The 20,898-nt window shown below is 54.1% G+C and carries 20 protein-coding genes and 1 tRNA gene; 13 read left to right on the plus strand and 8 right to left on the minus strand.

Annotation, left to right across the window (positions count from 1 at the left end; all coding sequences use genetic code 11):
* The first annotated feature begins 340 nt into the window (after positions 1 to 340).
* Positions 341 to 2,185, plus strand: a complete 1,845-nt coding sequence (recQ, locus tag DW088_RS14575) for a DNA helicase RecQ (protein WP_118361668.1) — start codon at positions 341 to 343, stop codon at positions 2,183 to 2,185.
* Positions 2,186 to 2,889: 704 nt separating this feature from the next.
* Positions 2,890 to 3,633, plus strand: a complete 744-nt coding sequence (locus DW088_RS14580) for a YebC/PmpR family DNA-binding transcriptional regulator (RefSeq protein WP_118361670.1) — start codon at positions 2,890 to 2,892, stop codon at positions 3,631 to 3,633.
* A 57-nt stretch (positions 3,634 to 3,690) separates the two neighbouring features.
* On the opposite strand, the gene DW088_RS14585 is transcribed toward DW088_RS14580, so the two are convergent.
* Complete coding sequence (locus DW088_RS14585; RefSeq protein WP_118361672.1) at positions 3,691 to 4,548, minus strand: NAD(P)/FAD-dependent oxidoreductase; 858 nt, start codon at positions 4,546 to 4,548, stop codon at positions 3,691 to 3,693.
* Between the two features lie 98 nt (positions 4,549 to 4,646).
* The gene (locus tag DW088_RS14590; protein ID WP_118361674.1) at positions 4,647 to 5,492 is read right to left on the minus strand and encodes an aminotransferase class IV; all 846 of its coding nucleotides are present in this window, start codon (positions 5,490 to 5,492) and stop codon (positions 4,647 to 4,649) included.
* 203 nt (positions 5,493 to 5,695) lie between these two features.
* Between DW088_RS14590 and DW088_RS14595 the strand changes: the two genes are divergently transcribed.
* The 4 genes from DW088_RS14595 to DW088_RS14610 all read left to right on the plus strand — a co-directional run bounded on the left by DW088_RS14595 (position 5,696) and on the right by DW088_RS14610 (position 7,556).
* Entirely contained in the window at positions 5,696 to 6,136 is a 441-nt protein-coding gene (locus DW088_RS14595; RefSeq protein WP_118361676.1) for a zinc ribbon domain-containing protein, read from the plus strand.
* Positions 6,137 to 6,147: 11 nt separating this feature from the next.
* Positions 6,148 to 6,780: a GyrI-like domain-containing protein gene (locus tag DW088_RS14600; protein ID WP_118361678.1), complete on the plus strand. Its 633-nt coding sequence runs from the start codon at positions 6,148 to 6,150 to the stop codon at positions 6,778 to 6,780.
* Positions 6,781 to 6,815: 35 nt separating this feature from the next.
* Positions 6,816 to 7,382, plus strand: a complete 567-nt coding sequence (locus DW088_RS14605) for an epoxyqueuosine reductase QueH (RefSeq protein ID WP_118361680.1) — start codon at positions 6,816 to 6,818, stop codon at positions 7,380 to 7,382.
* A 97-nt stretch (positions 7,383 to 7,479) separates the two neighbouring features.
* Positions 7,480 to 7,556 (plus strand) — tRNA-Arg (locus tag DW088_RS14610).
* A gap of 251 nt (positions 7,557 to 7,807) precedes the next feature.
* Here the strand turns inward: DW088_RS14610 and DW088_RS14615 are convergent.
* Positions 7,808 to 8,011, minus strand: coding sequence for a hypothetical protein (locus tag DW088_RS14615; protein ID WP_118361682.1), 204 nt, complete (start codon positions 8,009 to 8,011; stop codon positions 7,808 to 7,810).
* Between the two features lie 394 nt (positions 8,012 to 8,405).
* Between DW088_RS14615 and DW088_RS14620 the strand changes: the two genes are divergently transcribed.
* From DW088_RS14620 to DW088_RS16100, 7 genes are all read left to right on the plus strand, one after another.
* Positions 8,406 to 8,954: an RNA polymerase sigma factor gene (locus DW088_RS14620; protein WP_118361684.1), complete on the plus strand. Its 549-nt coding sequence runs from the start codon at positions 8,406 to 8,408 to the stop codon at positions 8,952 to 8,954.
* Entirely contained in the window at positions 8,941 to 9,303 is a 363-nt protein-coding gene (locus tag DW088_RS14625; protein ID WP_118361686.1) for a DUF4179 domain-containing protein, read from the plus strand. Before DW088_RS14620 ends, DW088_RS14625 begins: the two co-directional genes overlap by 14 nt.
* Positions 9,290 to 9,916 (plus strand): histidine kinase, encoded by a 627-nt coding sequence (locus DW088_RS16475; protein WP_243029983.1) that lies wholly within the window; start codon positions 9,290 to 9,292, stop codon positions 9,914 to 9,916. Before DW088_RS14625 ends, DW088_RS16475 begins: the two co-directional genes overlap by 14 nt.
* Positions 9,847 to 10,542, plus strand: coding sequence for a PrsW family glutamic-type intramembrane protease (locus tag DW088_RS14635; protein WP_279217345.1), 696 nt, complete (start codon positions 9,847 to 9,849; stop codon positions 10,540 to 10,542). Before DW088_RS16475 ends, DW088_RS14635 begins: the two co-directional genes overlap by 70 nt.
* Positions 10,543 to 10,701: 159 nt before the next feature.
* On the plus strand, positions 10,702 to 11,055 hold the full coding sequence (locus DW088_RS14640) for a glycosyltransferase (protein ID WP_118361688.1): 354 nt from the start codon (positions 10,702 to 10,704) through the stop codon (positions 11,053 to 11,055).
* Entirely contained in the window at positions 11,052 to 14,021 is a 2,970-nt protein-coding gene (locus DW088_RS14645; RefSeq protein WP_118361690.1) for an S-layer homology domain-containing protein, read from the plus strand. Before DW088_RS14640 ends, DW088_RS14645 begins: the two co-directional genes overlap by 4 nt.
* Before the next feature lie 209 nt (positions 14,022 to 14,230).
* The gene (locus DW088_RS16100) at positions 14,231 to 14,911 is read left to right on the plus strand and encodes a DUF4368 domain-containing protein (protein ID WP_207663035.1); all 681 of its coding nucleotides are present in this window, start codon (positions 14,231 to 14,233) and stop codon (positions 14,909 to 14,911) included.
* Positions 14,912 to 14,964: 53 nt separating this feature from the next.
* Here the strand turns inward: DW088_RS16100 and DW088_RS14655 are convergent, their stop codons facing one another.
* From DW088_RS14655 to DW088_RS14675, 5 genes are all read right to left on the minus strand, one after another.
* Complete coding sequence (locus DW088_RS14655) at positions 14,965 to 15,270, minus strand: type II toxin-antitoxin system RelB/DinJ family antitoxin (protein WP_117752281.1); 306 nt, start codon at positions 15,268 to 15,270, stop codon at positions 14,965 to 14,967.
* A gap of 28 nt (positions 15,271 to 15,298) precedes the next feature.
* On the minus strand, positions 15,299 to 16,729 hold the full coding sequence (locus tag DW088_RS14660) for a tyrosine-type recombinase/integrase (RefSeq protein ID WP_118361692.1): 1,431 nt from the start codon (positions 16,727 to 16,729) through the stop codon (positions 15,299 to 15,301).
* A 64-nt stretch (positions 16,730 to 16,793) separates the two neighbouring features.
* On the minus strand, positions 16,794 to 17,069 hold the full coding sequence (locus DW088_RS14665; protein WP_118361694.1) for a hypothetical protein: 276 nt from the start codon (positions 17,067 to 17,069) through the stop codon (positions 16,794 to 16,796).
* A 50-nt stretch (positions 17,070 to 17,119) separates the two neighbouring features.
* Positions 17,120 to 19,219, minus strand: a complete 2,100-nt coding sequence (locus tag DW088_RS14670) for a hypothetical protein (protein ID WP_118361696.1) — start codon at positions 19,217 to 19,219, stop codon at positions 17,120 to 17,122.
* Positions 19,216 to 20,856 carry a hypothetical protein gene (locus DW088_RS14675; protein WP_118361698.1) on the minus strand — a complete coding sequence of 547 codons (1,641 nt, stop codon included), beginning with the start codon at positions 20,854 to 20,856 and terminating at the stop codon, positions 19,216 to 19,218. The genes DW088_RS14670 and DW088_RS14675 overlap by 4 nt, the downstream gene beginning before the upstream one ends.
* Positions 20,857 to 20,898: the final 42 nt, after the last annotated feature.

Genomic DNA, 20,898 nt, shown 5'->3' on the forward strand with positions numbered 1-20,898 from the left:
TTTGCGCCTGTCTCTGAGAGACAGCTTTAATAGAATACCAAATCCGACAGCGAATGTCAAGCACTTTTTTCAAACTATTGTGATTTTTCTAAAAACGTGATAAGATAATTGCACGATACTATAATAAAGCCGAACACCCGATCGAACAGTTCACCGGCGTGTACGTTGTCAGGCAGCGGCCTGACGATGCAGCGCGATACGACGACAATTTACCGCCAACGCAGAACTGCCTGACCATGATTTCCGCCGCTGCACAAGGCTGGTCGTATTTCGACTTGCTGCGTAAAATACCGGAAAGTCGCCGGCAATTATATCTACTATTATATGTAAGGAGCAGACCATGACCGCACAGGACATTCTCAAACAATATTTCGGCTACGATTCGTTCCGCCCGGGACAGGATGAGTTGGTTCGCGCCATCCTTTCCGGCCGGGATACGCTCGGCATTATGCCGACCGGTGCGGGCAAGTCCATCTGCTATCAGGTGCCCGCCATGCTGTTTCCCGGCCTGACGCTGGTCATTTCTCCGCTCATTTCGCTGATGAAGGATCAGGTCGGTGCGCTTGTGGAAGCAGGCGTTCCTGCCGCGTGCATCAACAGTGCGATGAGTGCGGAGGAATTCCGCGATGCACTGTACTTCGCCGGACGAGGACAGTACAAGCTGCTGTATGTTGCGCCGGAACGCCTGACCGCTCCCTCGTTTCTCGAATTTGCCAAGCGCGTACCGATTTCGATGGTCACAGTCGATGAAGCGCACTGTATTTCTCAATGGGGACAGGATTTTCGTCCAAGCTACCTCAAAATCCTCGACTTTCTCGCCGAACTGCCCGAGCGGCCGCTCGTTTCCGCGTTTACGGCAACCGCAACGGCTGAGGTGCGTGACGACATTGTGCAGGCACTCGGTCTGCACGAACCCTTCATCAAGACCACCGGTTTTGACCGTCCAAATCTGTATTTTGCTGTCGAACAGCCGACCTCCAAGGGCATGAAGCTGCTGCAGCTGCTGAATGAGCGCAAGGATAAAAGCGGCATCGTCTACTGCTCCACCCGCAAAAACGTGGAGGAGATCTGCGATCTGCTGCTCAGCCGCGGCCTGCCCGCTACCCGCTATCACGCGGGCCTCGATCCTGACGAGCGCCGCAAGAATCAAGACGATTTTCTGTACGACCGCAAGACCATTATGGTCGCTACCAACGCATTCGGCATGGGTATTGACAAGTCCAACGTGTCGTTTGTCATTCATTATAACATGCCGAAAAATATGGAGAGCTACTATCAGGAAGCCGGCCGTGCCGGTCGAGACGGTCAGCCTGCCGACTGTATTCTATTATATAGCGGACAAGATGTGCGTATGGCCGAGTTTCTGATTGAGCGTAGCCACGAAGCCGAGGACGAAACCATTGACGAGGCAACCCGTCAGCAGCTCATCGCGCGCGACCGCGAACGCCTGCGGCAGATGACGTTCTACTGCACCACGACCGAGTGCCTGCGGCATTACATTCTGCGCTATTTCGGTGAAAATTCGCCGATATCGTGCGGACACTGCAGCAGCTGCGACACCAATTTCGAGGAAGTGGACGCAACCATGGACGCGCGCAAAATCCTCTCGTGTGTGTACCGGCTGGATGAACGCGGCCGTGCGTTCGGCAAAACCGTCGTTTCGGCCATTCTGACCGGCAGTAAGAACGAAAAAATCTCGCAGTTCCATCTGGATACACTTTCCACCTATAATATCATGCCGGACAGCACCGCCGTGTATGTCCGTCGGCTGATCGACATGCTGCTCGAGCGCGGACACCTCATCGCCGACCCGGACCGCATGAACGTGCTCGCGCTCACCCGCACCGGTAACGCGCTCATGCGCGGACGCGGTGAATTCCGCGTCAAGCTGCCCAAGGAGAAAAAGCCGGCAGCAGCCAAACAGTACGCGGCTCTTGCGGAAGATGTGGATGAAAAGCTGTTCGATGCGCTCCGCGATGTACGAACCCGCCTTGCAGCACGCGCAGGCGTGCCGCCGTACGTTATCTTTTCCAACGCAACGCTCGCTGATATGGCTGCAAAACAGCCGTCAAGCGAGTTCGATCTGCTGTCCGTCCGCGGCGTAGGCGACGCAAAAGCAAGGCGGTACGGCAAGGAGTTTCTGGCAGCGATTCAGAAATACCGGGATGAAAACCTCGGGAAATAAAGCAAATTGAGAATTAAAAGCGGTATTGCCTTAAATCCGCAGATGCCGTCCGCAGCCACCAGACGAACGAGTTGCGCAACATTGTTATCCCCCCGGGGACCTTCTCTTGCCCTTCGGGCAATTCACCTTGTGTTGCGCCTGCGTAGAGCAGCCGGTATGTACAGCAGTAAGGAATCTGACACTGCGAACAGGTTGAGAAAGATACGGAAGTAAAAATCCTCTGCCGTTCCCCTATTTCGGAGCGGTCGCTGCTCTCTGATCTGCGCCAGACTAAGAAATAAAGGAAACGGGATTCACAAGGGCGGAAACCTTGGTGTCCACCCTTGTGCCCGCCGCCGCAGGTGCGGCGGACCTCCCAGCCGTCCTGACTGCACCCATTCCGAAATCTTCAGCAAATAGATAAAAATAAGTAAAGCCGACAGGCACACCCATCGGCTCAGGAAAAAATATCAGCCGTTCTGCTGATCGTTTTTCTGATTCTGCTGGCTCTGATTCTGCTGCTGATTCTGCTGACCCTGCTGGTTTCGGTTCTTGTTCTGCTTGCTCATTTGGCTCACCTCGTTTCGTTTGCAATGCTATTCTGCACCGCAAACGCGAAAAATATACTCGCAGGACTTGCAGAATAGCGAAAAACCTGTTAAAATTGTTCTGCGTGTTATACAGTTAATATTTTAGATGATATAAAAGAAAGAAGGACACTCACCATGTCGGGACATTCCAAGTGGAATAACATCGCAAAGCGCAAGGGCGCAAACGATGCAAAAAAAGCAAAGATTTTCACCAAAATCGGCCGTGAAATGGCAATCGCAATCAAGGAAGGCGGCTCCGCTAATCCGGATTTCAATGCTCGTCTGCGCGACTGCATTGCAAAGGCCAAGGCCAACAATATGCCGAACGATAACATCAAGCGCACGCTCGATAAGTACTCCGGCGCAAACGGTCAGGTCGATTATGAGGCAAACAACTATGAAGGCTACGGCGTAGGCGGCGTTGCAGTCGTTGTTGAGACCCTGACGGACAACAAGAACCGCACCGTTGCGGACGTTCGTCACCTGTTCGACAAGTACGGCGCAGGTCTGGGCGCTTCCGGCTGCGTATCCTGGCAGTTCGATAAGAAGGGCGTTATCATTATGGAGAGCGAAGGTCTGGACGAGGACGCTGTTATGATGCAGGCGCTCGATGCAGGCGCTGAGGATTTCCTCGTTGAGGAAGGCGTTTTTGAAATCTACACCGCTCCGGATGATTTCTCCACCGTTCGTGAGGCACTCGAGAAGGAAGGCTACACCTTCGCACAGGCTGAGCCGCAGATGGTTCCGCAGAACTACATCACCCTCGAAAAGGAAGAGGATATGGCGCAGATGCGCAAGCTGCTCGACAACCTCGAGGATAACGACGATGTGCAGGCAGTTTGGCACAACTGGGAGAATGAGGATGATTACGAGGGCTAATGCCCCGGTCAAAACCGCATAAAAAAGCACCGCATACCGAGGTATGCGGTGCTTTCTTCACTTTCTCACGAACTTCACCGCGCTCATTGCAGCCTCAGCGCCGTCTGCGACGGCCTTTGCCACCTGCAGCAGACCGCCGGTGCAGTCACCCGCCGCAAACAGGCCGGGCACAGCCGTCGAGCCGTCGGCATTCGCCTTGATGCGCGTGCCGTCCAGCTGCGCGCCCAGCTTGCGGGCAAAATCGCCGCTGCCTGCGGTGCCGTAGGCGACGAACACACCGGAAACGTGCAGCGGTTCTCCCTCGGCAAACGTCACGCGCGACACCAGTTCATCGCCCTCGACCGCCTTGACCTTGCGCGTTTCCACGCGCAGACCGTCCGGCAAATCCGCCGGAGCCTCGCTGCCGTTCGTCAGCAGCGTAACGGACTGTGCCACCGGCAGCAGCACCCTCGCTTCCTCGAGCGCATACTCACCCTGACCGAGCACGGCAACGTCCTTGCCGCGATAGAAAAACGCATCGCAGATCGCACAGTAACTGACGCCGCGGCCCTCAAATGCAGCTACGCCCTCGATTTTCGGCACCGCACGCGGCGAACCGGTTGCCAGAATGACCGCATCCGCGTCAAACACGCCGTCCGCAGTCTTAACCGTAAAGCCTTGCGCCGCATACTCAATACCGGTCACCTCGGTCTGCCGCAAAACTGCACCCAGACGTTCGGCCTGCTTCTGTCCGCGCTCGAGCAGCTCTGCGCCGGAAACCGGCTCAATAAAGCCGAAATAATTCTCAATCTTGTCCGTTTTGGCCAGCGCACCACCGTCCTTATACAGAACGGTTGCCTGCATGCCGGCGCGTACCGCGTAAATCGCAGCACTCAGTCCCGCCGGTCCGCCGCCAATGATAACAATGTTGGGCATTCTTTTGTCCTTTCCAAATTGAAAATTGAGAATGGAAAATGACGGATACACGCAATGCGCGATAACTCAATTCTCAATTATTCCTTTTCAATTCTCCATTATTTTGCGGTTTTCTCGTCAAACCACTGCTGATACGCCTTCTGCAGCTTATCGAGCAGTGCAGGATCCTTGCCGCCGAGCGGCTTGCCATCCAGCTCGCATGCACCGACGCAGTGCGTGCCGGTGGACAGGATCATCACCTCATCCGCGTTTTTCAGCTCATCCACAGTGAACGGCGCGATGCGGGTCGGCACGCCGAGCTTGTCGCACAGCGTAAGAAAATGCTTGCGCGTAATACTCGGCAGAATAAGATTATCCGCCGGAGGCGTACAGAACACGCCATCCTTGAGAATCGCCAGACCGGAATGTGCGCCTTCGGTCACGCGGTCGCCGCGGTGGAATACAACCTCGTCACAGCCTGCCTCAACAGCCTGCTGCATCGCCATGCAGTTCGGGATAAGGTTGAGCGTTTTGATGTTGCAATGCAGGAAACGGGTGTCCTCCACCGAGATCAGCTTGTACGGATGATCCTGGCGGTCCAGTCCGCACGGCTCAGAAAATGCCATCAGGCTGGCCTTGCCGCCCTTGGGGAACGCGTGCATGCGATGTGCCACTGCACGGGTGGACTGCCAGTACAGCATATGCGGCGCATCCGAATCCAACTGAGACACCAGCTCGTTCAGCGTTTTTGTCAGCTCGTCACGCTGCATCGGCGGCTCAATGCGGAGCAGCTTCAGACTGTTGTAAAAGCGGTCCAGATGATCCTCAAGCTCGAAGATTTTCTTGTTGTTGACCATCGCCGCATCGTAAACGCCGTCGCCGAAGTAAAAACCGCGATCAGTGATAGGCGCCTGCACCTCGTCAATGCGGCCGATTTTTCCGTTATAGTATGCAATATCCTTCATGGGAATATGCCTCCTTTGATCAAAATTCCGGGTCAATCTAATCTCAGTATAACGGTTTTCGACAGGGTTTGCAAGTAGGCCGGAAACGCGGTATAATAATTAAGCCGGCAGGTTGCTGACAGGCGCTATCCGATACCGCAACCGCATGTTGCTTGTCTGGAAAAAGATCCTATGATACACTTACCTCACGGAGGTGTTCGATTATGAATACAAAGGATATTTTATATCATCTCAGAACCGAAAAAGGTCTCTCACAGGACGAACTGGCTGCAAAAATTTTTGTCACCCGACAGGCGATATCCCGCTGGGAAACGGGCGAAACCACGCCGAATGTCGAAACGCTCAAGCTGCTTTCCGCGTTCTTTAACGTGTCGATCAATACGCTTCTCGGCTCTCCGCGGCAGCTGATCTGCCAATGCTGCGGCATGCCGCTTGAAGATTCCATCACCAGTAAAGAGCCAGACGGCTCCTTTAACGAGGATTACTGCATGTGGTGCTATGCCGACGGAACCTTCAAATACACCACGAAAGAGCAGCTGATTGACGTTTGCGTAACGCATATGGCAACCGAAAGCTGGCCTGCAGAGCAGGTTCGCGCCCATATGGAAGCCATTGTGCCGACCCTCAAGCACTGGAACAAATAAAGGAGAACGCTATGCCGTTTGACTTCAAAAAAGAGTATAGAGAACTCTACATGCCGAAAAGCAAGCCGCAGCTTGTCGAAGTGCCACCAATGAACTACATTGCCGTGCGCGGCACTGGCGACCCGAACGAGGACGGCGGTGCATATCAGCAGGCCATCAGCGTACTGTATGCCGTGGCCTACACGCTGAAAATGAGCTATAAGACCGATTATAAAATCGCAGGCTTCTTTGAATATGTTGTTCCGCCGCTGGAAGGTTTCTGGCGGCAGGATAATGTGGACGGTGTAAATTATTCGGATAAATCCGGTTTCCACTGGATTTCCGTCATTCGTCTGCCGGATTTTGTGACCAAGACGGATTTTGACTGGGCGGTACAGACGGCTGCAAAAAAGAAACAGCTGGATTGCTCCTCAGCCGAGTTTTTGACGATTGAGGAAGGTCTGTGCGTGCAGATCATGCACGTTGGCTCCTATGATGACGAGCCTGCGTCTGTTGCGGTGATGGACGAGTATCTCGCACAGAACGGCTATGCAAACGATCTCACCGCCGAACGACTGCACCACGAGATTTATCTCTCCGACCCGCGCAAAACCGCGCCGGAGAAACGCAAAACTGTCATTCGCCACCCGATCAAAAAGGCGTAAAATAACAAGAATACTTTTCAGAAAGGTTTGATTTTTTGTCCGGAACACTTCTTCATATCTGCTGTGCGCCCTGCTCCATTGCGTGCATCGACACGCTGCGGCAGGAGGGCATCGAGCCGGTAGGTTTTTGGTACAATCCCAACATTCACCCGATGAAAGAGTACAAAATGCGCAAGAATACACTCGTTGAGTATGCAAAAAGCATTGATCTCAAGCTGGAGATTGAGAACGAGTACGGCCTGCGCAAGTTCATCGAAGCTGTTTATCCCAACTGGGATAACCGCTGTGCGACCTGCTATGCGCTCCGCTTTGAGGAAACCGCACGCTACGCCGCCGAGCATGGCTACGACCGGTTTACCTCTACCCTGTTTGTCAGCCCGTACCAGAATCACGAGTTGATGCGTCAGATCTGCGAACAAATGGCCGAAAAATACGGTGTCGAGTATCTGCACCGCGACTTTTCGCCGCGCTTCCGCGAGGGACAGGATAAGGCGCGTGAGCTTGGCCTGTACATGCAGAATTACTGCGGCTGTGTTTTCTCCGAAGAGGACCGCTACCGCAAGCGCAAAAAGAAGAAAAAGCCGGACGCCACGCAGGCGTAAAGCGGAAATCGGGGTGTTTCGGCACAATTTGACCGAAATACCCCGCAATAACCGCTTTACAAACGCACGAAAGACTGGTATACTATATCATGTACTCGCGCCCGTAGCTCAGCTGGATAGAGCGTTGGACTCCGACTCCAAAGGCCATGCGTTCGAATCGCACCGGGCGTACCACTGATAACCGTCTGTTCCGTTGGAATAGGCGGTTTTTCTTTACTTTTTCAAGAGTTGCTTTAACGGAGTAAAATTGAGGCTGCTGCGCAGGCTACTATATGGTAGACAGAACAGTAAAAAAGAGCGGCAATGCCTCGCCTCTTGTCATGGGGTTCGCCTCCTTCAAAATCGTTTATATCTTCATTACATCTGACGTTTCGACAAAAGCCCAGGGGAAAACGCAAATCGCGGCAAAAAGTTTGTCCCAGGGGTCATTCCAGCTCCATATCCTTCTGCCGTGCCGGCACCTGCCGGGGCGGGGACAGGAACTCCTCCACGTTCCGGCGCACGGCGGCGTAGTCCTGCTCCTCCCGCCGCGCCTTCTGACGCTTGGCGGTCAGCGCCGCCCTCCGTTCTTCATAAGTGTTTGGGATGGTCTCGCCTGTCGGCTCGGTCAGCGCTTCAAAGCGTTTCACGCTTTGAGGTCTCCACCGGAGACCCGCGCCCCAGCAAGTAATTTTGACTGTTCGGGCAAGGGACCTGAACAGCGCAAAATCCGCAAGCGGGTACTCGCTTGCTGTGCTTGCTGACTACTTCGTACCCCCGTATTTCCCCCTCTACCCATACTACAATCCGAGCAGGGTGTTTTGGCCAGTTTCGGAGGACTTTTTCAAGAAAATGTCGCTCCTATCCGTAACTTTTCGCTGCCCACTTCGCCGGACGCCTTGTGTTTCTTCGGATATTCGTATACAATGTATCGTGTTGAGTATTATCCATGCAGTAGTGCAGGATAACCACGATTCCGGCAGGACAAGCACCTGACGGATCCATCTCTGCATTGGAAGCAGCCGCAAAAAGGAAGTGAACGCTATGACCTGCGACGAGGCTTTGTACCGCCAATATCTGAGCGGCGACGACGAAGGGCTCAATGCCCTGATGAAAAAATACGGCGACCCGCTGACCCTGTATATCGACGGCTACCTGCACGACGTTCACGAGGCGGAGGAGCTGATGCTGGACGTTTTCGCCTATCTGTTCACCAAAAAGCCCCGCATCCGGGACGGCGGCTTCAAGGCGTATCTCTATAAGGCGGCGCGGCATATGGCGCTGCGCCATAAGAGCAAACGAAAGCCACTGTTCAGCCTCGATACGCTAACCGGCGAGCCGGACGGGCGGCTGCTGGCGGAGGAGGTCATACGGACGGAGGAGCGAAACCGCGTCTTGCACTTCTGCATGGATGAAATGAACCCGGACTACCGGGAGGTTTTGTACCTCACCTATTTTGAAGGCATGAGCTACGCGCAGGCGGCGGAGGTCACGGGGAAAACGGTAAAGCAGATCACCAACATGGTATATCGTGGAAAAGAAAGCCTGCGAAGGCTCTTAGAACGGGAGGGAATCACAGATGCGGAGTCATGAGGAGCGCGTCGCGGAGGCAAAGCGGCGCATCGCTAAAATTGAGCGGGAGAAACGGCTGCGGCGCAATACGCTCGCCATGGCTTCCGCGGTGGCGGCGTGCCTTGCGCTGCTCATCGGCGCGTCCTTCGCCATGCCCGGCATTGCCGCGAAAATCCAGACAGGCGATTATTCCGGCTTTGAAACGGCGGCAAGTATGTACGGCGGCAGCGCGGCCTTGGGATACATCGTCATCGGACTTTTGGCGTTTTTACTCGGCGTGTGCGTGACCGTTTTGTGCTTCCGGCTGCGTCAGATGAGCCGTGAGGACGGGCAGGACAGGAAAAGCGAGGATGCGCATGGAGCTGATTGAGAACCTGCTGCAACTGCTGGTCACGTTCGTCGGCGCGCTGCTTTCGGGTATCGCCTACCGGAAAAGCGGCAGGCAGGCTTACTTTCTGCTGCTGTGCTTTTACGGCTGCTTCGCGCTGGGCGCACTCTACTGGACGTTGTATCTGCTGCTGTTCGATACCACGCCGCGGGTCTTTTATGTCTCGGAGTTCGGCTGGGTGGCGAGCGTGATCTTCCTGCGCATTTTGCAGGCCACGCTCACCAGTCAGGACGAGCGCAGTTTCCGCTGCCGCAGGGCGTGGCTTGCGCCTGCGTTCGGCGTGCCGCTACTGGCGTTCTACTGCACTTTCGGGGATATTCTCTCCAACCTGATCTGGTGCGGCATGATGATCGTTCTCTCTTACTGCGCCATCCGGGGGCTGATATACGCCAATGGGCAGACGGGCGCGGCGCGGAATATGCGGTGGTTTCACATAGGCGTGCTGTGCTTTGCCGGTTCGGAATATCTGCTCTGGACGGCGGGCTGCTTCTGGCCGGATACCTCACCGGCAAGCCCCACCTTCTGGTGCGATATGCTGCTGACGCTTGCGATTCTGGGGTTGCTGCCCGCCACGAGAAAGGCGGCGGAAGCGTGACCTACATCGAAAACATCTTCCTCTGCATGGTATCTCCCCTACTGGTGGCTGCCCTGTGCATGGGCAGGCGGCAGCTCCGCTTTTTCCTGTTTTGCATTGCCGGGATGGGGGTATGCCTTCTCTCCGCCTACATCAATACCTTCCTCGCGGCGGTGTGTCAGGCGGATGCCCTTGCCGCCACGGCGGAGATCGCGCCGGTGGTGGAGGAAACGATGAAGCTGCTGCCGCTGGTGTTTTATCTTCTGGTGTTCGAGCCGGAGAGCGAGAGAATTAAGCCCGCCGCCATCACGCTCGCCCTGAGCTTTGCCACCTTTGAAAACGTCTGCTACCTCATTCAGAACGGCGCCGACCGCTTTTCCTTCATCTTCTTCCGTGGCTTCGGCACGGGAGCCATGCACGTCCTCTGCGGCCTGATCGTGGGCGGCGGGCTTGCATACACATGGCGGCGGACATGGCTGAAGGTGGCGGGCACCTGCGGGCTGCTGGGCGCGACCATCACCCTCCACGCCATATACAATCTGCTCATCGCCTACGGCGGCGCGGCGCAGTACATCGCCTACGCCCTGCCGGTGCTGCTGGTGGCGGCGGGAAGATGGTCTGCATTCCGCTTATCGCGGAGGAAATAACCGAATATCCACTCCCTGAGAGCTGCCTTTTGGCGGCTCTCAAATTTTTTTGAAAAATTTTGCGTTTTGGGTGAGAGTTTTTTCGATTTTTTGTACCTATATAAGTGAAGGGGTTTTTAAGCCGCATTTCAAAAAATCCAGAGAGGAGGTTCAAGCGGAATGTACGATACCGTAAGGCGGGTCGCACTCGTCAAGCAGCGGGTGCGGGAAAACACCCGCCGGAGGCAGCGGCGCGAGGCAATAAGCCTCTCCGCAGTGTGTATGCTGCTGTGCGCGGCGCTGATGCAGACAGCGGGCACGGTCGTCGGGCCGGGACAGACCGCCGCATGGGGCGCGTTCGGCGCGATGCTGCTGCGGGAGGACGCAGGCGGCTATGTGCTGGTAGGCGTTGTCTGCTTTGCAGCGGCGGTAGTCATCACCGTGCTGTGTATCCGGCTCAGAATCAGAGAAAATCAGAAAAAAGACGGGGCGGACAAGCCCACTCGACACGAACAGGAGGAGGAAAACCAATGAAAAAACGAATACTCAGTATCTTGCTCTGCCTTTGCATGGCGGCGTGTATGCTCCCCACCGTGGCGTTTGCGGCGGATACAGGAAAGGCGATACAGCTTGGCACAAACGCACTGAATAAAAATGTAAACACAGAGGCCGCACCGACCGTGTATTTCGGGCAAAACCATGGAGATAATCCCGCTGCATGGCGTGTGATCGGCTATGACGGAAGCGGCGTTGCCGGCGCACAGGGGGATATGACCCTGCTTGCGGCAGGCACTATGGGAGAAGCTGCGTTTGACAGCGTTAATTATAGCAGCGAATATGCACCGAGTGAGTTGAAAACCGCAATAGACGCGCTTGAAGCAAAGCTGACGACAGAAGAAAATGCTGCCGTAAAGAAACGGACGCTTGCAAGCGGAAGCTACAACGGAGAGAATACCGACTGTGTAGCAGGAGCGCAGGTGGATAACGCTGTATTCTGGCCGCTTTCCATAGCGGAAGCGCATGCGGTAAATCAGGATCTGCGAATTGTGAATAAAGAACATACAAATTGGGCGATGTACCATTGGTGGCTGCGCTCCCCATGCAAATTATCTTCCAGTGCTGCCGTTGTGCATGGTAACGGTGAAGTCCTCGACGATGGCATGTACCATACTTCCGATGAGTTTGGTGTTCGTCCCGCTTTTAACCTAAATCTGAACGCTGTCCTCTTCGCATCTGCCGCCGTGGGCGGAAAGCCTAACGGAGGGCTGCCCCCGATTTCCGAACACACCGGAAACGAGTGGAAATTGACGCTTTTAGATAATAGCCGCAATTTTGCCGTAACGGAAAAAACCGTCAGTGGCGACACAATCACATTTTCCTACTCCAACGCACAGACAGGAACAAATGAATACATTTCCGTTGTTATCAAGGATAACGGCGAAATCACCCATTACGGACGCATTTTGCATCTGGGTGGTACAACAGGCGGTGCAAGCGGAACGGCAAGCCTTACGCTCCCTGCGGGTATAACATTAGACAATGATACAAAGCTGTATGTATTCAACGAGCAGTATAACGGCGATTATAAAACCGATTACGCCAGTAAGTTCACAGACATTGCATTGACGGTGGAAAAGCAGGCGGACGAGCAGTTCACCCTCTCTCCCGGCGGCAGATACTATTTTGACCTATCGGCAATGGGTATTCCCGGCACGGTGAACGATGCTCTGCCGGATAATACCCTGCACTATGTTCCCTTTACCTACGCAGGAACGGTGAACGCCTACAAGCTCACATCGGAGACGGCAACCACCGAGGAGTATGCACAGCGGGAAAAATATGACCACAGCCTGTTTATTGCGGACTACAATGTAACACATAAAATAAACTGGGATGACCTGAATACCGCAAATCTGATTTTCGGCAAGGACTATGCCGCCAGCGGCGTGGACTATACGCTGCGTGCGCCGTCTGTGGGAAGTCGTTATACAGGCTCTGGTGAGTCCCAACGCGGCACGCCCCAAAGCAACGAATGGGACAGGGTACTGGATAAGGACGACGGATATATCAAAAACCGGAATAAGGTGTATTCGTGGGGGCAGGATACTACGAACTTTGGGCGTGGGTTCCGTGCGGTTCGTGGGTACTACTCGGCCCGCCACTGGTATTACTACTCGTCCTCGTATCAGAACGTCGACCTCGGTTTCCGCCCCGTCCTTGAAGTCCCGAACCCCGGCTCACTGGGCCCTGACGGACTGAAAGCCGTTACCCTCGACCTCGGCGGCGGCAAATTGGGCGGCAGCACGGATACTATTCAAATCATTGTGAAAAACGGCAGCAAGTTTACCGCGCCTGCGTCCGACGGTCTGACCCGCCCGGACGGAAATAACGGCAGCTACTTTAAGTGGCTTGGCAGCGACGGAAACCTGTACGCCCCCGGTGAAAGCGTTCCGGAGGTCGTAACCACGCTGACGGCGCAGTGGACAGTCAACCAGTACACGATTACCTATAATCTGGCCGGCGGCACTGCGGAGGGCAATCCCAACACCTACACCATCGAGACGAAGGCTTTCACCCTCAAGAATCCTACCAAATCCGGCTATACCTTCACCGGCTGGAGCGGCACGGGACTTGACGGCGAGAACAACATGACCGTCACCATCCCAACGGGCAGCACTGGCAACCGAATCTATACGGCACACTGGCGTTATAATGGCAGCGGCCATTCTTACAGCTACTACACCATCAAGGCAACTGCCGGGGCTGGCGGCTCCATTTCTCCCTCCGGCAATGTCAGCGTCCGTGAGGGCAGAGATCGGACCTTCACCATCACCCCGGATAAGGGTTATGCCATCTCCAACGTCAAGATTGACGGCAAGAGCATTGGTGCAGTGAAGTCCTACACCTTTGAGAATGTCCGTAGAACCCATACCATCGAGGTCATCTTTATGAAAGCCAACGGCAACCCCCAGACCGGCGTGTTTGTGGATGTAGCCACCGGCAGCTATTATGAGGATGCTGTGGATTGGGCAGTGGAGAACGGCATTACCAAGGGAACCGATGATACCCATTTCTCCCCGGATGGCATCTGCACCCGTGCGCAGGCTGTGACCTTCCTCTGGCGCACCGCTGGCAGTCCCAAACCCGAAACCCGCACCATGCCCTTCACCGACGTTCCTGTGGGCAGTTACTACTACGATGCTGTGCTGTGGGCGGTAGAAAACGGCATCACCAAGGGCACCAGCGACACCACGTTCAGCCCCAACATGACCTGCACCCGCGCCCAGATCGTCGCGTTCCTGTGGCGTTCCGAGAAGTCCCCGGCAGCGGGTATAGCCAATCCCTTTGCCGATGTGAAGTCCACCGCCTACTATGCTGATGCGGTACTGTGGGCGGTCAAGGAGAACATCACCAAGGGAACCACCAGCACGACATTCAGCCCCAATGCGGATTGCACCAGAGCGCAGATCGTGACCTTCCTCTGGCGCTGCAAGAAGTGACCGGCTGACATACGGCTAAACATCAAAGCCGCTGGCATGACCCCATAAGCGAACATCGGACAGCGCAGCGGACGGGCATCTCGCCCCGAAGCTGCGCTGTTCTCTTTTCGCTATTCCCGACAGAACGCCTTCCGGCACATCTGCGCCTCAGCCATCAGCGACTCCCGCGGGAGATCGTTTCCTTCGCCTCCCGCAGTAAGGACGAGTTTGTGAGGCTGGTCATGGCCAGTGACCTACGGCAGCGCGACCGGGATCTTGCAAAGCGGATCACAGGGTTGGATGCTATCTTCAAGCGGCTCTATGAGGACAACATTTCGGGCAAGCTCTCCGATGAACGCTTTCAGAAGTTCTCTGTGGACTATGAGAAGGAAGAACAGGAGCTCAAGGTGCTGACGAGTTCCCTTCGGAAAGAAGTGGAACTGGAGGAAAGCAAATCGGCGGATGTTGATCGTTTTCTCTCCGTTGTGGAGAGGTGCACGGATATCCCGGAGCTCACGCCCTGCATCCTCCATGAGTTCGTGGAGAAAATCATCGTCCATGCGGCCAGCGACCCGAAGGGCAAGAACCGGACGCAGGAGATCGACATTTACTACAAGGGTATCGGAGCCTTGGAAATGTCAAAAGTCACGGCATCAATGGAAAAAAGAGAAAACGGTACAGCCGAAGCTATACCGTTCTCTCTTTCCTCACGATGTTTTCTTATCGGGAGCTGCCTTGCCGCTCTTTTCGTTTTACTCTATGCTTTCGCTCTGCTCCGACAGATGCAAATCCAAATCTCGACCGCGTGTGCAAACACTGCGAATGTACACATAGCTGTGGATTTCATCAACCGAATACAAAATCACGTCATTTCGCGTAACATACTACGGTATCCCGATACTGCTGCATAATATACATCAGCTTTTCCGTAATGTCCCGCTCGGCTGTTGAGGTGTAAAATATCTTATATCCTTGCGGCACGACTCTGAAGCAGCTCCTTTACTTTAGCGTCCATATCGCACTGCGCAGAGATGCGTCCGGCAGCAATATCCTCACTGCTGCGCGACAGCTTTTCACTGATTTCCGTTTCGCTCATGTCATCCCACGCACGAAGCGACGGCCGAAACGGCATGCCGCCTTCCTGCAGACTCTGCTGTGCAAACATCCGTACAGCCTCAGCGAACGAAGTACCCAGACTGCGGTAAAGCGCTTCTACCTGCTCCTTCACTGCACTATCAATGCGGATCTGAAGTGTTGCATCCATAGCCATAAAATCATCTCCTTGTAGCGCGATTGTATTACAGTTTTCTTTGTATGTCAAGAGGATGACTCTCTCCTTTCCGATTATAACCGCGCAGCATAACATCGGCAATGCATTCACCCGCTTGTACGCGAGATTGCTCGATCAAGTGCGCATAGTACATTTCGGTTGTAGCCGGACTGGAATGCCCGAGCTGACGCGCAACAGTAACGACATCGGTATGGTTGGCAATCAGTACGCTTGCAACCGTATGACGAAACGCATGGGGATTGATATGCGGCAGGTCATGCCGTTTGCTGAATTTATTGAGCCATGTGGTAATGCTGTCCGGGTGCATGACCTGTCCGTCATCCCTCGTGAACAGGAAACCTTCGTCATTCTGCCACCGATCACCGTTCAGCTCGCGCAGCTTCTCCTGCTCTATACGATATTCACGCAGCAGTGTGACGGTTTCAGCCGGAATGGGGATAAAGCGTGTTTCTCCGGTTTTTGGCGTCTCTTCATAGATTCCTCGTGCTTTGGAGTAGCGCAGATTGACCTCTATGTAAAGATACCGCTCATCAAGGTGAACATTCTCCCACTTCAGTCCCATAATCTCACCGCGCCGCGCACCGGTGACAATCATCAGATGCGTGATCGTTCGCCATTTGAGCGGTTCGCCTTCGAGCGCCTGCAAAATGCGGAAGATTTCTTCCGGCTGGAAATAGTTGATCTTCTTTCGCTGAGCGCGAGGAAGTGTGGCGCGTGCCGCTGCGTTGTAGGTCACGATCATCTCCTTTTCCGCCTGCGAAAGCACGGTGGAGATGAAACGATGATGCTGCAGAACGGTTTTAACCGCGAGGTGATCGGTATTCAAGATGTACTCGAACAGCTTTTGTGGCGGTATACCCAGCGCCGCAGAAATTGCGTCTGCGGAGGACTTACGGATAACCTGTCCACGGCAGGCGGCCGTTATGGTAACTGCGTTGAGGCGAGACAGCTTTGCCAGCTTTGCGCGTGAAATCTGCCGTTCGGTCAGCAACGAACCTAAATCAACCTTAGAGCGGGCTTTGTCGAGAACATGTTTGGTGCAATTTTGCAGAAGATCGATATACAGCCGATTTAAGTGCTGTGGTCGAAGGTCGGTCAGTTTGATATGACCGATGGCCGGAATAATACGTTCGCACAGGTGTTTGTACAGTTCAATCGTGCTGTGCTTGGTGCCGGTGTGCTCCTTTAGGTCGATGACATAGGCGGCATATTCGGCAAACGTCTTGTTATTGTCCGGCTGAAACCCCAGCTTGATGCTGTTCTCAAACTCGTAGGCAATTTTCTGTGCCTCTCGCTCGGCACGCTGCTCCGACCAGTTTTCCGGCGCTTTCCAAGTCTTATAGTGACAGCGCTTGCGGTAGCGTTCATCATAGCCGCACGAAACCGTGATTTTGAAGCTCAAACCGGATTTTGTATGAATTTTCTTAATACTTGGCATAGAATAGTCACTCCTTTCGGGGAAAATACAGCGGTGCGCCTTGCAGCGCACCGCAATAAAGGGATCAAACCGAGATTCGAGCAGGAATGTAAGACGGACGATCCTCGTCAGGGGACACGGAGCCGGTTCCCTCCATCAACAGCTTGAGGACATTCGGGTAATAAAGAAGCGACTTGCGGCCAATCTTAACGGCCGGCAGAATACCCTGACGGATAAATCCGCGCAGAGCATTCTCTGAAATATTGTGCCCCTCGGCGAGCAGACGGCGATGGGTTTCAGCGACGGTTGCCGTGTCGTAGAAACGACGCGGCGAAACGAATTGAATGGTATGTTCAGCCATAATAGACTCCTCCTTATTTATGGTCCTTCAGGAATATAATATATAGCAGCTTACGTTGCATTTTCAGATCGTTTGATTTTGCAGTTTTTGCCCGAACCATCGGTTTCGATATGCTTGAACGCTTCCTTGACAGCCGCGTTCTTCCGAGCTTCTTTCCATTGCCCCGGCTTCATACCGAGTTGTCCCTGGACCTCTGCAATCAAGATTGGGGAACCGTCCCAATCCGCGAGCCATTTGAGCAGCTTTGAGGCATGGGTCGGTTTTCCTTGAAAGGTTCGGCCGGCTGCCAGTTCGGACAAGCATTCGAACGGTAATTCGGAAATCTCGTCATGTTGGCAGTCTCTGAACGATTCACGAACGTGCATGACAACCTCTTCGGGCGGCTGAATCAGCCACAGAGAAACTGGTTCTTTACCGCCATGATTGCGCAGCGTACTGCGGAATACAAGCTGAACCAGATCGCGCGCCATCGTTAGATTTCTCATTTTCTGTACGCACGCCAGATCGTCTGTATTCCGGAAACTCGGATCGAGACACGCCTGCTCGAATTCGCCCCACGCACTGCCGTCGAAATCGAATGCCAGTGCTCGATTGAAATATTCTTCCGAGTCGAAACGGCCCAAACCGGCACAAATCACGCAATCCGCTTCATTGTATCGATTCGATCCGTTCATGCCTCCGAAATACGGCAGACTCTCTTTGGGTCCACTGTTGTCATCCGCTTGAAGCGGAATCAGACGATCGTGGAACTCGCTCAGGGCATCCCAAAGCTCTTTCGCGTAGCTCTTGTATGTAACCACAAGGACCTTGTGCCCTGCCATACCGGACAGCTTGTTCTTTAGCCAGACCGTCAGTACGTTCCGAGTCGTTTTATTTGCCATCGCGGTCTTGCTGACGCTGAACCGGGTGTCGGAACGCTGCACATGAATGGTGAGCCGCTGATACGATTCCTGCACATTTGCCGAAGGTATATCGACTTCAGGATTCTCATACAATTCAGGCGAGAGAAACGCTGAACCGCTCAAAATGAACGTGCGCAAGTCATCTTGTATGTCGAACGGGCGGCAGTGCGGAACCGTTAATTCGTGTTCCTGACCGATTTGATAGGCAGCGGGCTGCTTTGACAGTACGCTGACCGTCTCAATTATTTCGTCGGAACGCGGACCGGCATAGTGCTCCAGCTGATCGCAGAACGGATCCAGCTTGCTCCAATCGAATGCTGCCGCATTGAAATCGTCCGATGTTGCCATTGCAATGCGACTTCCGTTCGCTTTATACTGCCGAAGCAATTTTTGAAACGGAATACGCAGCGAATAGTTCAGCGTGCTCAGCAGCGTCTGTTTTGGCTTGTCCCAGCTCAGCTCATAGCTAGGTTTGTACGTCGAAATCATTCCTTCACAGGCAGCGATCACACTCGTTGAAAGCTTAGAAACTTTCATCAGATTCGGTGCTTCATCAACAATCAGCAGCTTGCGCGTGTAAATCGTTTCCTCGCCGGAACTCCACTCACGCAGAGCAGACAGATTCTCGATATAATATTGATCGTATCGAGCGTGCATAAAGACGAGGAACGGTGTCTGATTGGCCTTATCAGCGGCATGCAGCAATCTGCATTCTGCCGCCTGAGGGCAATCCTTGCCGGGACATTCTGCATATGTCTGCACATCGCTGCGCTGACAGCCGCCATGGGCAATGTTGAAGTCGTTCGGACCTTCGAGCACGCGAACGAGATCGCGGTTAGGAGCGTTCTCCTGTATCAAGTCGCGCAGCTCGTACGCCTCGGCGGTTTTCTCAACGACAAGGATAACGCCGCCGAGCGACTTGGCGTAATCACTCATGCGAACGAACTCGCGCGTCAGCACCTTGACAAGCGCACGCACCAGCGTAGACTTGCCCATCCCCGGCAAGAGCGGAATGGTCGTGACCGGCTTCTCCGCCTCGCCCAGCATCAGGCGGACAGTATCTCTGAGCAGCTCGCGCTGCCCAGATATATATGTTATCCCACGTGTAGAAAAGTACTCGTCAAGCTCGTCCATCACTTGTCCCGTCAAGTCGGCAATACAGTGCGGAGAATGCGCGCTCCACTCCAATGCCCGAAGCTCTTCGTTTTCACCGAAGCTCGAATCAGTAAATTTTTCAACGTCTTTCATACCTCATTCTCCTCCGATTCATCAATTTCTGCAACAAAATCAGCTTCGGCTTTGCAGTCGTCCGATTCGAGTGAAAACAGGCTCCCAAGGTCATTCCCGATGCTGATTTCATGCTGTTCGAACAGCGAAAGCAGGTCATTGAGAGCGACACCCATACAGGGCAGCGGCTTGTCAGCAGGCGACAGCTTGTACTTCCACGTCGTGTCGCGTCCGCCGGTGCGGAACGGAATGCCGCCCTCTGTCAAAGCTGCCTGCAACGCTGCTTCGGCAGAAATGTCGAGTTCCACGTCCCTCTCTTGCAGCCAGTCCTGATATGCGGTGAGCAAGCTCCTGCGACCACAGATCAACAAGAGAGTTGTCTGATTCTTGAGCGTACGCAGCCATGCCACCGACTGCGTATCCCATGTTTCCCCTTCCTTACGAATACCTGCAATGTGGTCATGCAGATACTTCTTGAAGAACAGGAGGAAGGTGTACGCATTTTCCGGATTGAGCTTTGCAGTGGTGTCTTCCGGCGGTTTGGGAGACGTTTCGGGGAGAATCGCGCCCCAAGTTGCAAGAAATAGTGCATTTGCCTCTGCGTAAGCACAATAATTTCGATTAGTACCCCATCCTAAAAGTTTTTCCAGCACAGCAAGCAATTTCGCTTTTGCATGTGTCGAAGCGTCAGCAGAGTTACATGTAAACCTGCCATCATGTTTAGATGGGATAAACCGCGCTGCACGTCGCTCAATATCTGCGGCAAAGTCTTGCGGATTTTTACGATAGTGCACAACAAACTTCTTCAGGATATTCTGGATATTGCTGTGCTGTGCGAAAAGTCTTTGCAGCATTTTCTCATCGTAGTTTAACAACTCGTTGCCGTCCAACGTAAAAATTGTACGTTCGCTGCCGGCCAGCTTGCGACCCAATACCACAGGAACAGAAAACGGGTAGTTCTTACTTACTGTGTTGACCACAGCCTGCGGGATACTGTTCTCCAGCGCGACCAAACGGTTGACAACCTGTGCTGGGAGCGTCATACTTTTCTTACCGGCAGTGACCTTCAGCTTTGCATAATCTGCAAGGTCATCACTCGGCCGAGCTGCACAAAGCTCACGGTGCGGCTGCCAGCTGTGAGGTACAGTAGCCGTCCAGTGCTTGCCTTTCCATTTCTCCGGACCGCCGCAGGTACGCAGGAGTTCCTGCAGAACCGGAGACTGGGAGACGGTCTGAATCCCGGTAAGTACGACGGCAATGCTGCCGCCGAACAGCGGGTACAGAATAGAGAGCAGCGGTGCGGCAATGCACAGGACGAACAGCATCAGCAGCGTGGTGTTCTGCTGGCACAGCTCCGGCAGCTGGAACAGCGCCCGGAATGCGTCCGAGCCGCTTGCGTTCCGGTAACCCGGCAACCGCGCCGTGTCGGGGTCAAGCGAAACATTGATATACTCAATGTCTGCGTGCTTTTGACGCTTGTTGAACTCCTTCTTGGGAATCTCGACAAGGCACTTGCCGCCGCGTGCAGCATACGCGAGCGTTAAATCGCCTTGGGTGATGACATAGAGGTGGTCGTAATCGCTGGGCGCACCGAAGTTTGCGATGTCACCACCATTCTTTTTATGAATAGCTATTATCTCACTAGCTGAGTTGTACATGAGTAAATACCTCCTAAAAGTGATTCAGGCGCCTGTTTTTTT

Source organism: Butyricicoccus sp. AM05-1 (genome assembly GCF_003474415.1).
Classification (GTDB): Bacteria; Bacillota; Clostridia; order Oscillospirales; family Butyricicoccaceae; genus Agathobaculum; species Agathobaculum butyriciproducens.

Bases quoted from the DNA above. Each gene is read 5' to 3' on its own strand.
- recQ (WP_118361668.1), top strand. From the start codon at position 341: ATGACCGCACAGGACATTCTCAAACAATATTTCGGCTACGATTCGTTC.
- DW088_RS14675 (WP_118361698.1), bottom strand. From the start codon at position 20,856: ATGTACAACTCAGCTAGTGAGATAATAGCTATTCATAAAAAGAATGGT.
- DW088_RS14640 (WP_118361688.1), top strand. From the start codon at position 10,702: ATGTACGATACCGTAAGGCGGGTCGCACTCGTCAAGCAGCGGGTGCGG.
- DW088_RS14620 (WP_118361684.1), top strand. From the start codon at position 8,406: ATGACCTGCGACGAGGCTTTGTACCGCCAATATCTGAGCGGCGACGAC.
- DW088_RS14595 (WP_118361676.1), top strand. From the start codon at position 5,696: ATGAATACAAAGGATATTTTATATCATCTCAGAACCGAAAAAGGTCTC.
- DW088_RS14625 (WP_118361686.1), top strand. From the start codon at position 8,941: ATGCGGAGTCATGAGGAGCGCGTCGCGGAGGCAAAGCGGCGCATCGCT.
- DW088_RS16475 (WP_243029983.1), top strand. From the start codon at position 9,290: ATGGAGCTGATTGAGAACCTGCTGCAACTGCTGGTCACGTTCGTCGGC.
- DW088_RS14585 (WP_118361672.1), bottom strand. From the start codon at position 4,548: ATGCCCAACATTGTTATCATTGGCGGCGGACCGGCGGGACTGAGTGCT.
- DW088_RS14600 (WP_118361678.1), top strand. From the start codon at position 6,148: ATGCCGTTTGACTTCAAAAAAGAGTATAGAGAACTCTACATGCCGAAA.
- DW088_RS14660 (WP_118361692.1), bottom strand. From the start codon at position 16,729: ATGCCAAGTATTAAGAAAATTCATACAAAATCCGGTTTGAGCTTCAAA.
- DW088_RS14645 (WP_118361690.1), top strand. From the start codon at position 11,052: ATGAAAAAACGAATACTCAGTATCTTGCTCTGCCTTTGCATGGCGGCG.
- DW088_RS14670 (WP_118361696.1), bottom strand. From the start codon at position 19,219: ATGAAAGACGTTGAAAAATTTACTGATTCGAGCTTCGGTGAAAACGAA.
- DW088_RS14655 (WP_117752281.1), bottom strand. From the start codon at position 15,270: ATGGCTATGGATGCAACACTTCAGATCCGCATTGATAGTGCAGTGAAG.
- DW088_RS14580 (WP_118361670.1), top strand. From the start codon at position 2,890: ATGTCGGGACATTCCAAGTGGAATAACATCGCAAAGCGCAAGGGCGCA.
- DW088_RS14590 (WP_118361674.1), bottom strand. From the start codon at position 5,492: ATGAAGGATATTGCATACTATAACGGAAAAATCGGCCGCATTGACGAG.
- DW088_RS14665 (WP_118361694.1), bottom strand. From the start codon at position 17,069: ATGGCTGAACATACCATTCAATTCGTTTCGCCGCGTCGTTTCTACGAC.